Annotated in this window: 17 protein-coding genes and 1 tRNA gene; 3 read left to right on the plus strand and 15 right to left on the minus strand. The window is 67.5% G+C overall.

The annotated features are described in order from the left end of the window. Nucleotides 1–16: 16 nt before the first annotated feature. Nucleotides 17–667, plus strand: a complete 651-nt coding sequence (locus AC07RV_RS20315) for a glutaredoxin family protein (protein WP_296789023.1) — start codon at nucleotides 17–19, stop codon at nucleotides 665–667. Here the strand turns inward: AC07RV_RS20315 and rpiA are convergent, their stop codons facing one another. Next, entirely contained in the window at nucleotides 668–1384 is a 717-nt protein-coding gene (rpiA, locus tag AC07RV_RS20320) for a ribose-5-phosphate isomerase RpiA (protein WP_296789022.1), read from the minus strand. A gap of 43 nt (nucleotides 1385–1427) precedes the next feature. Here rpiA and AC07RV_RS20325 point away from each other — a divergent pair, with 43 nt between their 5' ends. Further along, a complete protein-coding gene (locus AC07RV_RS20325) occupies nucleotides 1428–2516 on the plus strand; it encodes a quinone-dependent dihydroorotate dehydrogenase (RefSeq protein ID WP_296789020.1) in 1089 nt (362 codons plus the stop codon). A 44-nt stretch (nucleotides 2517–2560) separates the two neighbouring features. Here AC07RV_RS20325 and AC07RV_RS20330 read toward each other — a convergent pair whose 3' ends face one another. From AC07RV_RS20330 to uvrB, 14 genes are all read right to left on the minus strand, one after another. Beyond that, the gene (locus tag AC07RV_RS20330) at nucleotides 2561–3274 is read right to left on the minus strand and encodes a phage holin family protein (protein ID WP_296789019.1); all 714 of its coding nucleotides are present in this window, start codon (nucleotides 3272–3274) and stop codon (nucleotides 2561–2563) included. Between the two features lie 27 nt (nucleotides 3275–3301). Then, nucleotides 3302–3598 carry a glycine zipper domain-containing protein gene (locus AC07RV_RS20335; protein WP_057593661.1) on the minus strand — a complete coding sequence of 99 codons (297 nt, stop codon included), beginning with the start codon at nucleotides 3596–3598 and terminating at the stop codon, nucleotides 3302–3304. Nucleotides 3599–3746: 148 nt separating this feature from the next. Beyond that, complete coding sequence (locus tag AC07RV_RS20340) at nucleotides 3747–4853, minus strand: NAD(P)/FAD-dependent oxidoreductase (RefSeq protein ID WP_296789018.1); 1107 nt, start codon at nucleotides 4851–4853, stop codon at nucleotides 3747–3749. A 36-nt stretch (nucleotides 4854–4889) separates the two neighbouring features. Then, nucleotides 4890–5018, minus strand: a complete 129-nt coding sequence (locus AC07RV_RS20345) for a stereocilin (protein WP_261210940.1) — start codon at nucleotides 5016–5018, stop codon at nucleotides 4890–4892. A gap of 162 nt (nucleotides 5019–5180) precedes the next feature. After that, nucleotides 5181–5255: transfer RNA gene (locus AC07RV_RS20350), tRNA-Val, on the minus strand. A gap of 85 nt (nucleotides 5256–5340) precedes the next feature. After that, complete coding sequence (dnaQ, locus tag AC07RV_RS20355; RefSeq protein ID WP_093342661.1) at nucleotides 5341–6048, minus strand: DNA polymerase III subunit epsilon; 708 nt, start codon at nucleotides 6046–6048, stop codon at nucleotides 5341–5343. After that, nucleotides 6048–6386 (minus strand): ISC system 2Fe-2S type ferredoxin, encoded by a 339-nt coding sequence (gene fdx, locus AC07RV_RS20360; RefSeq protein ID WP_057593657.1) that lies wholly within the window; start codon nucleotides 6384–6386, stop codon nucleotides 6048–6050. The genes dnaQ and fdx overlap by 1 nt, the downstream gene beginning before the upstream one ends. Nucleotides 6387–6428: 42 nt before the next feature. After that, nucleotides 6429–8288 (minus strand): Fe-S protein assembly chaperone HscA, encoded by a 1860-nt coding sequence (hscA, locus tag AC07RV_RS20365; RefSeq protein WP_296789017.1) that lies wholly within the window; start codon nucleotides 8286–8288, stop codon nucleotides 6429–6431. 4 nt (nucleotides 8289–8292) lie between these two features. After that, nucleotides 8293–8811: a Fe-S protein assembly co-chaperone HscB gene (gene hscB, locus AC07RV_RS20370; RefSeq protein WP_296789015.1), complete on the minus strand. Its 519-nt coding sequence runs from the start codon at nucleotides 8809–8811 to the stop codon at nucleotides 8293–8295. A gap of 63 nt (nucleotides 8812–8874) precedes the next feature. Then, complete coding sequence (gene iscA / locus AC07RV_RS20375) at nucleotides 8875–9198, minus strand: iron-sulfur cluster assembly protein IscA (RefSeq protein ID WP_057593654.1); 324 nt, start codon at nucleotides 9196–9198, stop codon at nucleotides 8875–8877. A 1-nt stretch (nucleotide 9199) separates the two neighbouring features. Continuing rightward, entirely contained in the window at nucleotides 9200–9613 is a 414-nt protein-coding gene (gene iscU / locus AC07RV_RS20380) for a Fe-S cluster assembly scaffold IscU (RefSeq protein WP_093342667.1), read from the minus strand. Between the two features lie 59 nt (nucleotides 9614–9672). Next, nucleotides 9673–10893 (minus strand): IscS subfamily cysteine desulfurase, encoded by a 1221-nt coding sequence (locus AC07RV_RS20385; RefSeq protein ID WP_093342669.1) that lies wholly within the window; start codon nucleotides 10891–10893, stop codon nucleotides 9673–9675. A gap of 109 nt (nucleotides 10894–11002) precedes the next feature. After that, entirely contained in the window at nucleotides 11003–11539 is a 537-nt protein-coding gene (gene iscR / locus AC07RV_RS20390) for a Fe-S cluster assembly transcriptional regulator IscR (protein WP_056580055.1), read from the minus strand. 239 nt (nucleotides 11540–11778) lie between these two features. Further along, nucleotides 11779–13899, minus strand: a complete 2121-nt coding sequence (gene uvrB / locus AC07RV_RS20395) for an excinuclease ABC subunit UvrB (RefSeq protein ID WP_296789010.1) — start codon at nucleotides 13897–13899, stop codon at nucleotides 11779–11781. A gap of 105 nt (nucleotides 13900–14004) precedes the next feature. Between uvrB and AC07RV_RS20400 the strand changes: the two genes are divergently transcribed. Continuing rightward, on the plus strand, nucleotides 14005–15201 hold the full coding sequence (locus AC07RV_RS20400; protein ID WP_093342670.1) for an amino acid aminotransferase: 1197 nt from the start codon (nucleotides 14005–14007) through the stop codon (nucleotides 15199–15201). Nucleotides 15202–15295: the final 94 nt, after the last annotated feature.

Consider the following 15295-nt stretch of genomic DNA (forward strand, 5'->3'; position numbering starts at 1 on the left):
TTGAGATACTCGGGCCATGCGCCCGATTTACAAATTCTCACCAAGTCGCCTGACCGGTTTCGTCCTCCTGCTCGCCGTCGCGGGCGCGATGGCACAACCGGTCTACCGGCAGGTCGACAAGAACGGCCGGGTCACCTTCTCGGACCGCGCCCCCACCGCCAGCACCGAACCCGCCGCCAATGCGCAGCCGGCGCCCGGCGCGAGCGCCAACGCGGGCCTGCCCTACGAGCTGCGCCAGATCGCCCAGCGCTATCCCGTCACGCTCTACAGCGGCGACGACTGCAGCCCCTGCGCGATGGCGCGCACGCTGCTCACCACGCGCGGCATCCCGTTCCAGGAACGCACGGTGAACGGCAACCAGGACGTGGAGGCGCTGCAGAAGCTCAGCGGCCAGACCTCGCTGCCGCTGCTGACCATCGGCACGCAGCAGTTGTCCGGCTTCTCCGACACGCAGTGGGCGCAGTACCTCGACGCGGCCGGCTATCCCAGGAGCAACGGCCTGCCGAGCGGCTACCGCAATCCGCCGGCGCAGCCGATGGTCGCGCAGGTCACGCGCGCACCGGTGCCCGCACCCGCCGCCGCGCGCGCGGCGCCCGACGAGCAGCCGCTGCCCGCGGCACCGCCGAGCGGCCCGACACCGGAGAACCCGGCCGGCATCAAGTTCTGATCAGGCGAAGTCCAGCGTGCGCACGCCCTCGGGCGTGCCGAGCAGGCACACATGCGCCTTCTGGTGCGCGAACACGCCGACGGTGACCACGCCGGGCCACTGGCTCACCTCGGATTCGAAGGCCAGTGGATCGGCGATCTTCAGGCCCGTCACGTCGACGATGTGCTGGCCGTTGTCGGTGACCAGCGGCAGGCCGTCCTTCTCGCGCACCTGGGCCTGGCCGCCCAGCGCCGCGAACTGCCGCATCACGCGACGCGCCGCCATCGGGATCACCTCGACCGGCAGCGGAAAGGCACCGAGCGTGTCGACCAGCTTCGAGGCATCGGCGATGCAGACGAAACGGCGCGACTGGGCCGCGATGATCTTCTCGCGCGTGAGCGCGGCACCGCCGCCCTTCACCATGAAACCCCGTGGGTCGATCTCGTCGGCACCATCGATGTAGACGCCCAGTTCCTCGACCTCGTTGCTGTCGAACACCTGGATGCCCAGCGCCCGCAGGCGCTCGGTGGAGGCGATCGAGCTCGAGACGGCGCCGCGGATCTGGTCCTTGATCGTGGCCAGCGCGTCGATGAACTTGTTGACCGTCGAGCCGGTGCCCACGCCCACGATCTCGCCCTTCACCACGTAGGCCAGGGCGGCGCGGCCCACCTGGGCCTTGAGTTCGTCCTGGGAGATGGGGGCGGGTACGGCGGAAGAAGAAGGAAGGGGTGCGGTCATCGCGGAGAATCCTGGGCTCATTGAAGCCCCGAATTATCCGACGATGTCCCTGCTGCCCTCCTCGCTCTACGGCCTGGCCCGCCCTTTCCTGTTCGGTTTCGACCCGGAGCATGCCCATGAACTGACGCTCGACGGGCTCGCGCGCACGCAGAACACGCCGCTGGCCTGCGCCTACTCGGCGCCGCGCGTCGACGATCCCGTCACCCTGGCCGGCCTGCAGTTCCCGAACCGCGTCGGCCTCGCCGCCGGCCTCGACAAGAACGCGCGCTGCATCGACGCCTTCGCCGCCATGGGCTTCGGCTTCGTCGAGGTCGGCACCGTCACGCCCAAGGGCCAGCCCGGCAATCCGCGCCCGCGCATGTTCCGCCTGCCCGAACGCCAGGCGCTGATCAACCGGCTCGGCTTCAACAACGACGGGCTGGCCGCCTTCCTGGCCAACGTGCAGAAGGCGCGCTTCCGCCGCAACGCGGGCCGCGCCAAGGCGCCGATGCTGCTGGGCCTGAACATCGGCAAGAACGCCGCCACGCCGATCGAGCGCGCGGTGGACGACTACATCGCCTGCCTCGACGGCGTGTACCCGCATGCCGACTACGTGACGATCAACATCTCGAGCCCCAACACCGCCAACCTGCGCAGCCTGCAGAGCGACGAGGCGCTCGACGCGCTGCTGGGCGCCGTGGCCGAGCGGCGCGAGACGCTGGCGCGCCAGCCCCTCGGCGGTGCGCCGCGCCGCGTGCCGCTGTTCGTGAAGATCGCGCCCGACCTCGACGAGGCCCAGGTGGCGGTGATCGCCGCCACGCTGCGCCGCCACGGCATGGATGGCGTGATCGCCACCAACACCACGCTGGCGCGCGATGCGGTCGAGGGACTGCAGCATGCGAAGGAAGCCGGCGGCCTGTCGGGCGCGCCGGTGCGCGAATCGAGCAACCGCGTGATCGCCCAGCTGCGCGCCGCATTGGGCGCGGACTTCCCGATCGTCGGCGTGGGCGGCATCCTGGGCGCGGCCGATGCCAAGGCCAAGATCGCGGCGGGCGCGGACGTGGTGCAGATCTACACCGGCCTGATCTACCGCGGCCCGGCACTGGTCCATGAAACGGCGCAGGCGCTGCAGCGGGATCGCGGCAGCGCCTGAGTTTTTTCAGTTGGAAGGCGGGCGAGCGTGGCTCGCCGGCCGTTTCAACGCATGCGCCAGAGGATGGGCGCGACGAAGGTCGCCCAGCGCAGCAGGCGCTTGGGGCGAACCACCACCAGCGCCGCCGCCACGGCCACACCCGTGGCCACCGGATGCTCGCGCGCGATGCGCAGCGCCGTGGCGGTCGGGGTTTCGTCGGGCGGCGGAGGCGCAGACTGCTCCACACCGTGCGCGGCGGCGGTGCCGCCACCCTGCAAGGTCGCGATGCGCAGGCGCTGGCGCTCGATGCGTTCGATCAGTTCCTCGCGCGTGGCCGGACGGCGGGGCGCCGGCTCGTCCTCTTCACCGGGCTCGTCGCCGAGTCCGAAGCGCTCCTGCACCCAGGTCCAGTCGCGCGCCAGCTCTTCGCGGGTCGGCGTGAAGCTGTTCGAAGCGCCGCGCAGTTGGGTCCACAGGCCCCAGGCGGCCGCGAGCCACAGCACGATCCAGAGCGCGGCCACCGACCAGGCGGCGGTGGTGCGCTGCGGCGTGTCCCAGAAATGGACCACGACGGCCACGGACAGCAGCGCGACGGCGATCGTCGTCAGGCCCAGCAGCACGATCGCGAGGACCAGCACCAGCTTGAGCCGCTGCTTCTCCTCCTCCCAGGCCATGCGCAGCAGCTGCACACGGTCTTCGGCGGCCATCGCGCCCTCGGCTGCGGCAATGCGCAGCCGGCGCAGGCGCCGGTCCAGTCCGAGCAGGGAGAGCAACCTCATCGGCAGCCCCCCGTCATCATGGTTCGATCAGCGGCGACCAAGCAGCAGGCCCACCAGCACACCGACGGCCAGCGCGCCTGCGGCGATCTGCCAGGGTTCGTCGTGGGCATAGGCGTTGGTGGCCGAGGCGGCTTCGCGGGCCTTCTTGGCAGCGAGGCGGCTCTTCTCGGCGGCGAGTTCGCGGGCGATCGCGAGCTTGGTGTCGATGCGCTGGCGCAGCGCCTTGATGTGGGGAACCGAATCCAGGTCCTTGCTGGCGAGCACGCCACGCACGTCGCTCGCGATGTCCTCGGCTGCCGCCTCGAGATTCTTGGATGCACTCATTGGAAACCTTCCTCCGTGATGACACCGGCACCGCGCCGGCGGCTTCACGCCTACAAATGGCGTGCTGTCATGTTACAGGCTCCATCGGCCACACAGGCCTGCATCCACAAAGAGTTCTGCAAGAGATCGTTCGCGATCGACGCGGAATTCAGTCCTCGGCCGCGAGCAGATCCACCACATAGCGGCCGATCGCGAGGCTGCTCGTGAGCCCCGGCGATTCGATGCCGAACAGGTTCACGAGGCCTCGCACGCCATGCGCGCGCGGTCCGTCGATGCGGAAGTCGGCCGCGGGATCGCCAGGGCCGGAAATCTTCGGCCGCATGCCCGCATAGCCCGGGATCAACGCGCCATCGGGCAGCGCGGGCCAGTACTTGCGCACCTCGGCATAGAAGGCATCGCCGCGCGCCGGGTCCACCACCAGGTCGTCGGGCGAGCTCACCCATTGCACGTCGGGTCCGAACTTGGCCTGCCCGCCAAGGTCGATCGTCAGGTGCACGCCGAGGCCGCCGGGCTCGGGCACCGGATAGACCAGCCGGCCGAAGGGCGCGCGGCCCGACAGGGTGAAGTAGTTGCCCTTCGCGAAATGAGCGGTGGGAACGGTCTCGGTGGCGAGTCCTCCGAAGTGGCGCGCCAGATCGGGCGCACCCAGGCCGGCCGCGTTGACCACGCTGCGGCAGCGCAACCGCGTGCCGTCTTGCGCCGTCAATACGATGCCGCCCTCCTCCAGGTCAGCCCGCGTCACGGCCGACTTCAACGCCAGCATGCCGCCCGCATTCTCGAGATCGCCGAGCAGGCTCAACATCAGCGCATGGCTGTCGACGATGCCCGTGCTCGGCGAGACCAGCGCGGCCATGCAGCGCAGTTGCGGTTCCAGCGCGACGGCCCGCGCCGCCGAAATCTGTTCGAGGTCGTCGACACCATTGGCCGCGGCCTTGAGACGGATCGCCTCGAGCTCCGCCACCTGTTCGGTCGAGGTCGCGACGATCAGCTTGCCGCAGCGCCGGTGCGGCACGCCGCGCGCTTCGGCGTAGGCATACAGCAGTTGCTTGCCCTCGACGCAGAGCGTCGCCTTCAGCGAGCCTTGCGGGTAGTAGATCCCCGCATGAATGACTTCGCTGTTGCGCGAACTCGTGCCGGTGCCGATGGCGCCTTCGGCCTCGAGCACCATCACTTCACGGCCCGCGAGCGCGAGTGCGCGCGCCACGGCCAAACCCACCACACCACCGCCGATGACGGCGCAATCGAGATCGTCCATGCGGCGAGCTTAGCGCGGCCGCCGCGCGTGGGGAGATCAGGTCGCGGTCGGCGGCGGCTCGGGATCGGTGGGCTCGTCAGGCGGCGTGCCCGGCCCTTCGTCGGGCTCCACGGGCAGGCCCGGCGTGGGCGTGATCGGCGTCGGAAGATCGGGTGCGGTCGCCATGATCTGTTCTCCTGGGTTGCGGTCGTGCCGTCGGTTCTAGGCGCCAAGGCACGCGAAACCAGCAGCCCGCGACGGCAGTTGGCGTCGGTGCGCACCGACAGGCCAACAGCGATGCCGTCGGGGCCGATGCGCCGACGGAAAAGAGAAATGGAACCGGGAAATTGGTGGGCGGTGGAGGTTTCGAACCTCCGACCCCAGCAGTGTGAATGCTGTGCTCTACCCCTGAGCTAACCGCCCCTGACGCCTCTGCCCGATCTTTTCGATGGGCTTCAGCGCCTGGATGAATCGCGTTCTGCGAAGCCTTAGATTATGCCACAGCTTTTCAAGCGTTTTGGCGAAAGAGTGTGCGACCGTTGCTCGATTTGTCGAGCTGCGACAACACGGCGTCGTGCTCGGCCAGTTCGTGCTCGGTTGCCACCAGCACCGGCAGCTCGATGCTGCGCAGGTCGATGGCAATCACCGTGGTGCCCACTTCGGGCTCGGTGGTGGCCACGTCGATCAGCAGCGCGTCCTGGCCGCGCGTGAGGTTGATGTAGACGTCGGCCAGCAGCTGGGCGTCGAGCTTGGCGCCGTGGAAGGTCCGGTTCGAACGGTCGACGCCGAAGCGGTCGCACAGCGCGTCGAGCGAGTTGCGCTTGCCCGGGTACACCTGCTTGGCCATGGCCAGCGTGTCGGTCACTTCGCTCACGAAGGTCTTGAGCGGTGGCAGGCCGGCGCGCTCGAATTCCTTGTTGAGGAAGCCCACGTCGAAGGCCGCGTTGTGGATGATCAGTTCGGCGCCGCGCAGGTACTCGACGATGTCGTTGGCCAGGGTGGCGAACTTCGGCTTGTCGCGCAGGAAGTCGGTCGTCAGGCCGTGCACCTTGAGCGCGTCCTCGTGGCTCTCGCGCTCGGGGTTGAAGTAGATGTGCAGGTCGTTGCCGGTGAGCTTGCGGTTGAACAGCTCCACGCAGCCCAGCTCGATGACGCGGTCGCCGTTCTCGGCCGACAGCCCGGTGGTTTCCGTATCGAGAACGATCAGACGGCTCATCAGTGGTTTTCCTTCGCGTGGTTGATCGAGTACTTCGGAATCTCGATCGTCACATTTTCCTGCGCCAGGATCGCCTGGCAACTCAGGCGCGATTGCGGCTCCAGGCCCCAGGCGCGGTCGAGCAGGTCCTCCTCGCCCTCCTCCGCCTCGTTGAGCGAGCCGCCGCCCGCGCGCACGATCACGTGGCAGGTGGTGCAGGCGCAGCTCATCTCGCAGGCGTGCTCGATGTTGATGTCGTTGTCGAGCAGGGCCTCGCAGATCGATGTGCCCGCGGGCGCGGTGATCTCGGCGCCTTGCGGGCAGTACTCGGGGTGCGGATAAATCTTGATCGTGGGCATGCAGTGCTGCGTTGTCGTTCTTGCGGTGTTCTGGACCGCGGACTAAAGCGATTCGACCTTGCGCCCCGAGAGCGCGCGGGCGATGCCGGCATTCATGCGCTGCGCGGCGAAGGGTTCGGTGATCTCGGCCAGCGCCTTGGTCGCGGCCTCGATCGCGGCCGCGTCGCTGCCCTGGGCGCCCAGGCGCAGCGCGCTCATCGACGCATCGATAGCCGCGCGCTCCTGCGCGTCGAGCAGGTCGCCGTCGGCATCGAGCGCGCTCTTCGTCGCGAGCAGCATGCGTTCGGCATCGACGCGGGCCTCGACCAGCGCGCGCGCCTGCATGTCCTGCTGCGCGGTCGAGAAGCTCTCCTGCAACATGGTCGCGATCTGGTCGTCGGACAGCCCGTAGGAAGGCTTGACGGTGACGCTGGCTTCCACGCCGCTCATCTGCTCCTTGGCGCTCACGCTCAGCAGGCCGTCTGCATCGACCGTGAAGGTCACGCGGATGCGCGCGGCGCCCGCGGTCATCGGCGGAATGCCGCGCAGCGTGAAGCGCGCAAGGCTGCGGCAATCGGCCACCAGGTCGCGCTCGCCCTGCACCACGTGCAGCGCCAGCGCGGTCTGGCCGTCCTGGTAGGTAGTGAAGTCCTGCGCCATCGCGGTCGGGATGGTCTGGTTGCGCGGCACGATGCGCTCGACCAGCCCGCCCATGGTCTCGAGGCCCAGCGACAGCGGAATCACGTCGAGCAGCAGCAGCTCGCCCGCGCCATTGTTGCCGGCCAGCTGGTTCGCCTGGATCGCGGCGCCGAGCGCGACGACCTCGTCGGGGTTCAGGTTGACCAGCGGCTCGCGCCCGAAGAACTCGGCAACGGCCTCGCGAACCTGCGGCATGCGCGTCGACCCGCCCACCAGCACGATTCCCTGCAGGTCGTCGGCCTTGAGCCTGGCATCGCGCAGCGCCTTGCGCACGGCGGCCAGGGTGCGGTCGGTGAGCGCCTTGGTGGCCGCGTCGAACTGCGCGCGCTGCAGCGCGAAGCGAAGCGGCTGGCCGCCGACGTCGGCGGCGAAGGTCACGGTGTCGGCATCGGTCAGCGCTTCCTTGGCGGCGCGCGCCGCCACGAGCACGGCGGCCTTGTCGGTCTCGCTCGCGGTCCGGACACCGCTTTGCGCCAGCACGAAATCGGCCAGCGCATGGTCGTAGTCGTCGCCGCCGAGCGCCGAGTCGCCGCCGGTCGCGATGACCTCGAACACGCCTTGCGTAAGCCGCAGGATGGAGATGTCGAAGGTGCCACCGCCCAGGTCGTAGACGGCGTAGACGCCCTCGCTCGCGTTGTCGAGGCCGTAGGCGATGGCGGCCGCGGTGGGCTCGCTGATCAGCCGCAGCACGTTGAGGCCGGCCAGCTGCGCCGCGTCCTTCGTGGCCTGGCGCTGGCCCTCGTCGAAGTAGGCCGGCACGGTGATGACCGCGCCGTAGAGCTCGTCATCGAAGGTGTCCTCGGCGCGGTAGCGCAGCGTCGCGAGGATCTCGGCGCTGATCTCGACCGGCGACTTGTCGCCCGCTGCGGTGTGCACCTGCACCATGCCGCCGTCGCCACCGCCGATGGCGTAGGACATCGCTTCGCGGTGGGTCACGTCGGCCAGCCCGCGGCCCATGAGCCGCTTGACCGAGGTGATGGTGTTCGAGGGATCCTGCGCGCGTGCGGCGACCGCGTCGAAACCGATCTGGCGGCGCTCCTTGTCGAGGTAGCGCACCACCGAGGGCAGCAGCACGCGGCCCTGGTCGTCGGGCAGGCATTCGGCCACGCCGTTGCGCACCGAGGCCACCAGCGAATGCGTGGTGCCGAGGTCGATGCCCACGGCGATGCGGCGCTGATGCGGATCGGGCGCCTGGCCGGGTTCGGAAATCTGAAGAAGAGCCATGCCCTTATTGTCCCAATTGATCCGATTTGGCTTCGACGTCGTGGCCGAAGCGCTCAATGAACATGAGGGCTCTCACCTGCTGCGCGGCGGCGGGGTAGTCGCCCTTCTCGTCGATCAGCCAGTCGAGCGACGAGAGTGCGCGAGCGCGGCCCGCGTCGACCTCGGCCTGCAGCTTGTCGAGCGCGGCGATGTCCTCGACCTCGTCGAGCGCCTCGCGCCATTCCATCTGCTGCATCAGGAAGTCGGGCGGCATCGCCGTGTTGTTCTCGGCATTGACCGGGGCACCGTGCAGCTCGCAGATGTAGCTCGCGCGCCGCACCGGGTCCTTGAGCCGCTGGTAGGCCTCGTTGATGCGCACCGACCACTGCATGGCCACGCGCTGCGCGGCCGCGCCCTGCGCCGCGAAGCGGTCGGGATGGGCTTCGCGCTGCAGCTCTTTCCAGCGCGCGTCCAGCGCCGCGCGGTCCTGCGCGAAAGTCGCGGGGACGGCGAACAGCTCGAAGTCGGTGTCGTTCAGGTTCATGGCATGAAAAAACCGCCAGCACATGACATGGTGGCGGCTGTTGTCGCGGTCAGCGACTGCGCATCAGATGCGGAAGCTTTCGCCGCAACCGCAGCGGTCGCGTTCGTTCGGGTTGTTGAACTTGAAGCCCTCGTTGAGGCCCTCGCGCACGAAGTCCAGCTGCGTGCCGTCGATGTAGGCCAGACTCTTCGGGTCCACCAGCACCTTCACGCCGTGGTCCTCGAACACCACGTCCTCGGGCGTCAATTCGTCCACGTACTCGAGCTTGTAGGCCAGGCCCGAGCAGCCCGTGGTCTTCACGCCCAGCCGCACGCCCACGCCCTTGCCTCGCTTGCCGAGGTAGCGATTCACATGGCGCGCGGCGGCTTCTGTCAGCGTGACGGCCATCTCAGTGCACTGCCGCGGCTTCGGCGCTCTTCGCGCCGTGCTTGGCCTTGTAGTCGCTCACGGCCGCCTTGATCGCGTCCTCGGCGAGGATCGAGCAGTGGATCTTGACCGGGGGCAGCGCCAGTTCCTCGGCGATCTGCGCGTTCTTGAGCGCGGCGGCTTCGTCGAGCGTCTTGCCCTTGACCCATTCGGTCACGAGCGACGACGAGGCGATCGCCGAGCCGCAGCCGTAGGTTTTGAAGCGCGCATCTTCGATCACGCCGGTTTCGGGGTTGACCTTGATCTGCAGCTTCATCACGTCGCCGCAGGCCGGCGCGCCGACCATGCCGGTGCCGACCGAGTCGTCGCCCTTTTCGAAGGAGCCGACGTTGCGCGGATTTTCGTAGTGGTCGATGACCTTGGAAGAATATGCCATGGTGTACCTCTCAAACTGTGTTCAATCGTGGAGCTTCGGAGCGATCTCGCGTCACTGCCTCAGTGCGCCGACCACTGGATCGTGCTGATGTCGACGCCGTCCTGGAACATTTCCCACAGAGGGCTCAATTCGCGCAGCTTGGCCACGTTGTGCTTGATGGTCGAGATGGCGTAGTCGATCTCTTCCTCGGTCGTGAAACGGCCGATGGTCATGCGCAGGCTGCTGTGGGCCAGTTCGTCGCTGCGGCCCAGGGCGCGCAGCACGTAGCTGGGTTCGAGGCTGGCCGAGGTGCAGGCCGAACCCGACGACACCGCCAGGCCCTTGATGCCCATGATCAGCGACTCGCCCTCGACGTAGTTGAAGCTCATGTTCAGGTTGTGCGGCACGCGGTGCTCGAGATCGCCGTTGATGAAGACCTGTTCCACGTCCTTCAGGCCGTCGAGCAGGCGCTTCTGCAGCCGCGCGGCCTTGGCGATGTCTTCCTTCATCTCGAGCTTGGCGATGCGGAAGGCCTCGCCCATGCCCACGATCTGGTGCGTGGGCAGCGTGCCCGAGCGCATGCCGCGCTCATGGCCGCCACCGTGCATCTGGGCCTCGAGCCGCACGCGCGGCTTGCGGCGCACGTACAGTGCGCCGATGCCCTTGGGGCCGTAGGTCTTGTGCGACGCCAGGCTCATCAGGTCGATCGGCAGCTTGGCGATGTCGATCTCGACCTTGCCGGTGGCCTGCGCGGCGTCGACGTGGAAGATCACGCCCTTCTCGCGGCAGATGTTGCCGAGCGCCACCACGTCCTGCACCACGCCGATCTCGTTGTTCACGAACATCACGCTCGCGAGGATGGTGTCGGGACGGATCGCGGCCTTGAATTTATCGAGATCGAGCAGGCCGTCTTCCTGCACGTCGAGGTAGGTGACCTCGAAGCCCTGGCGCTCGAGCTCGCGCATGGTGTCGAGCACGGCCTTGTGCTCGGTCTTCACCGTGATCAGGTGCTTGCCCTTGCCCTTGTAGAACTGCGCCGCGCCCTTGAGCGCGAGGTTGTTCGACTCGGTGGCGCCAGAGGTCCAGACGATCTCGCGCGGATCGGCGCCGATCAGTTCGGCCACGTAGCCGCGGGCCTTCTCGACCGCTTCTTCCGCTTCCCAGCCCCAGGCGTGGCTGCGCGACGCCGGGTTGCCGAAGTGCTCACGCAACCAGGGAATCATGGCGTCGACCACACGCGGGTCGACCGGCGTGGTGGCGCCGTAGTCGAGATAGATCGGGAAATGAGGAGTTACGTCCATGGCTGGCTCGTGCTGGCGTGGGGGTTGTTCTTGGTCGCTGTTCGTTCGCTGGCGGCGCCCGGTGGGCGCCGCGTCGGTCTAGGCTCGAAGCTTCGGTGTCGCGCGGTCCTCAGGACTTGGCGAAGACGTTGCCCAGGGCAAACACCGAATTCGGTGCATTGACGCGGATCGGCTTGACCACCGGCTGCGCGGAAATGGCGCGCTTGACGACCGGCTTGTTCTCGATCTGCACGCCCTTGGCGATCTGGTCGTCGACCAGCTTCTGCAGGGTGACCGAATCGAGGAACTCGACCATGCGCTGGTTCAGCGAGGCCCAGAGTTCGTGGGTCATGCAGCGGCCTTGTTCGCCGAGGCAGTTTTCCTTGCCGCCGCACTGGGTGGCGTCGATCGGTTCGTCGACCGACACGATGATGTCGGCCACGGTGATGTCGGCGGCCTTGCGGCCCAGGCTGTAGCCACCGCCCGGACCCCGGGTGGATTCGACGAGTTCGTGACGGCGCAGCTTGCCGAAGAGTTGTTCGAGGTACGACAGCGAAATCTGCTGCCGCTGGCTGATCGCGGCCAGCGTGACCGGACCGGTGTTCTGACGCAGAGCCAGATCGATCATGGCTGTGACCGCAAAACGGCCTTTGGTAGTGAGACGCATCGCAAGCTCCTTTTTAGCGCTTACCGTTGAAATGACACCGTTGCCCGGGAGCCACGGTGATCTCGTCTCCGCCCTGCCCGACTCTTGACACTGGTGAGCCAGTGGTTGTGAGTCGGTCCTTCATCGCGAAGTTTCTTTTTTGTTGAGTGTTTCGCTCAAGTATATCAGAAGCCCCCCGGGTTTGCTCGGGTAAACCCGATTCCGGGCGATCAGGGGCGCCGGCGGCGCAAACCTTCGGCCTACTTGACCGGCGATATCGCGATGTTGTCGCTGCCCGCGGCGCCGAAGGCCTGCTCGCGCAGCAGCGCCAGCTGGTCGCGCACCCGCGCCGCCTTCTCGAACTCGAGGTTGCGGGCGTGCTCGAGCATCTGCTTCTCGAGCCGCTTGATCTCGCGCGCGATGTCCTTCTCGCTCATGTCCTCGACCTTGGCGCGTTCCAGGTCCAGCTTGGCCATCTCCTTGCCGGTCTTCTCGCTGTAGACGCCGTCGATCAGGTCGCGCACCTGCTTCACGATGCTGCGCGGGGTGATGCCGTTGGCTTCGTTGTGGGCGATCTGGCGCGCGCGCCGGCGCTCGGTCTCGCCGATGGCGCGCTTCATCGATTCGGTCATCCGGTCGGCATACAGGATGGCCTTGCCGTTCAGGTTTCGCGCCGCCCGGCCGATGGTCTGGATCAGCGAGCGCTCGGCGCGCAGGAAGCCTTCCTTGTCGGCATCGAGGATCGCCACCAGCGAGACCTCGGGAATGTCCAGCCCCTCGCGCAGCAGGTTGATCCCCACCAGCACGTCGAAGGTGCCCAGACGCAGGTCGCGCAGGATCTCCACGCGTTCGACCGTGTCGACGTCGCTGTGCAGGTAGCGCACCTTCACGCCGTTGTCGCCCAGGTAGTCGGTGAGCTGCTCGGCCATGCGCTTGGTCAGGGTGGTGATCAGCACGCGCTCGTTCTTCTCGACGCGCACGTGGATCTCCTGCAGCACGTCGTCGACCTGATGCGTGGCCGGCCGGACCTCCACCTCGGGATCGATCAGCCCGGTGGGCCGCACCAGCTGCTCGACCACCTGGCCGGCGTGCTGCTTCTCGTAGTCGGCCGGCGTGGCCGACACGAAGATGCACTGGCGCATGCGCTTCTCGAATTCCTCGAGCTTCAGCGGCCGGTTGTCGAGCGCGCTCGGCAGCCGGAAGCCGTACTCCACCAGCGTGGTCTTGCGTGCCCGGTCGCCGTTGTACATGCCGCCGAGCTGGCCGATCATCTGATGGCTCTCGTCGAGGAACATCAGGGCGTCCTTCGGCAGGTAGTCGGTCAGCGTGGGCGGCGGGTCGCCGGGCGCCGCGCCCGAGAGGTGGCGCGTGTAGTTCTCGATGCCCTTGCAGTGGCCGATCTCGGCCAGCATCTCGAGGTCGAAGCGGGTGCGCTGCTCGAGGCGCTGGGCCTCCACCAACTTGCCCGCGGCCACCAGCTCCTTGAGCCGCCCGTCGAGCTCGATCTTGATGGTTTCGACGGCGGCCAGCACCTTGTCGCGCGGCGTCACGTAGTGGCTCGAGGGGTAGACCGTGAAGCGCGGCACCTTCTGGCGGATGCGCCCGGTCAGCGGGTCGAACAGCTGCAGCGACTCGATCTCGTCGTCGAACAGCTCGATGCGGATCGCGAGCTCGCTGTGCTCGGCCGGAAACACGTCGATGGTGTCGCCGCGCACGCGGAAGGTGCCGCGCGCGAAGTCCTGCTCGTTGCGCGTGTACTGCATGCGGATCAGCTGGCCGATCAGGTCGCGCTGGCCGACCTTGTCGCCCACGCGCGCGATCAGCCGCATCTCCATGTAGTCCTCGGGCGTGCCGATGCCGTAGATCGCGCTCACGGTGGCCACGATCACGGTGTCGCGCCGCTCCAGCACGCTCTTGGTGGCCGACAGCCGCATCTGCTCGATGTGCTCGTTGATCGAGGAGTCCTTCTCGATGAACAGGTCGCGCTGCGGCACGTAGGCCTCGGGCTGGTAGTAGTCGTAGTAGCTGACGAAGTACTCGACGGCGTTCTTCGGGAAGAACTCGCGGAATTCGCTGTAGAGCTGGGCCGCCAGGGTCTTGTTGGGCGCGAACACGATGGCCGGGCGCCCGGTGCGGGCGATCACGTTGGCCATGGTGAAGGTCTTGCCCGAGCCGGTCACGCCCAGCAGGGTCTGGAACACCTCGCCGTCGCTCACGCCCTCGACCAGCTTCTCGATGGCCTTCGGCTGGTCGCCGGCCGGCGGATAGGGCTGGTACAGCTCGAAAGGCGAGCCCGGGAAGCTGATGAATTCGCCCTGGGGAGCCGGCCCCACGGGTTCGGCATTGTTCGAGTCTGCTATGGCTTCGTTGATCTCTGGCATGGCTGTACCCGTCAGGTGGCGTGGCGCCGGTAAAATTCAAGGCAACCGCAAAGCTTAAAGCCTCGAGCGGTTGCCAGCGAAGCTTTCATCCCAAAGGACCTTTCCATGTCTATGTTCACCGCGGTCGAGATGGCACCGCGCGATCCGATCCTCGGCCTCAACGAGCAATTTGCCGCCGATACCAACCCCAGCAAGGTCAATCTCGGCGTCGGCGTCTACTACGACGACAACGGCAAGCTGCCCCTGCTCCAGTGCGTGCAGGCGGCCGAGCAGAACATGATGAAAGCGCCCACGGCGCGCGGTTATCTGCCCATCGACGGCATCGCGGCGTACGACAACGCCGTCAAGGTGCTGGTCTTCGGCGCCGACAGCGAACCCGTGACCTCGGGCCGCGTGGCCACGATCCAGGCCATCGGCGGCACCGGCGGCCTCAAGGTCGGCGCCGACTTCCTCAAGAAGCTCAACCCCGCCGCCAAGGTGCTGATCAGCGACCCGAGCTGGGAAAACCACCGCGCGCTGTTCACCAACGCCGGTTTCGAGGTCGAGAGCTACCCCTACTACGACGCCGCCAAGCGCGGCATCGACTTCGACGGCATGCTGGCCGCGCTCAACGCCGCCCCGGCCGGCACCGTGGTCGTGCTGCACGCCTGCTGCCACAACCCGACCGGCTACGACATCACGCCCGCGCAGTGGGACCAGGTCGTGGCCGCCGTCAAGGCCAAGGGCCTGGTGCCCTTCCTCGACATGGCCTACCAGGGCTTCGGCTACGGCCTGCAGGAAGACGGCGCGGCCGTCGCCAAGTTCGTCGACGCCGGCCTGACCTTCTTCGTCTCGACCTCGTTCTCCAAGAGCTTCAGCCTCTACGGCGAACGCGTGGGCGCCCTGTCGGTGCTGTGCGAGAACAAGGAAGAAGCCGCGCGCGTGCTGTCGCAGCTCAAGATCGCGATCCGCACCAACTACAGCAACCCGCCCACGCACGGCGGCGCCGTGGTGGCCGCGGTGCTCGGCAACCCCGAGCTGCGCGCCCTGTGGGAGAAGGAACTGGGCGAGATGCGCGTGCGCATCAAGGCCATGCGCCAGAAGCTGGTCGACGGCCTCAAGGCCGCCGGCGTGAAGGAAGACATGAGCTTCATCACGACCCAGATCGGCATGTTCAGCTACTCGGGCCTGACCAAGGACCAGATGGTGCGCCTGCGCAACGAGTTCGGCGTCTACGGCACCGACACCGGCCGCATGTGCGTGGCCGCGCTCAACAGCAAGAACATCGACCACGTCTGCGCGTCGATCGCCAAGGTCATTTGAGATCCCGCGCCGCGGGCGCGTGAGTGATTGCGGCCGCAGGTGACTCGCTCGAGTCACCTGCGCGACACAACTTGTTCACGAAGCCCGCGGCCAT

Source organism: Variovorax sp. GW821-FHT09B01 (genome assembly GCF_059418345.1).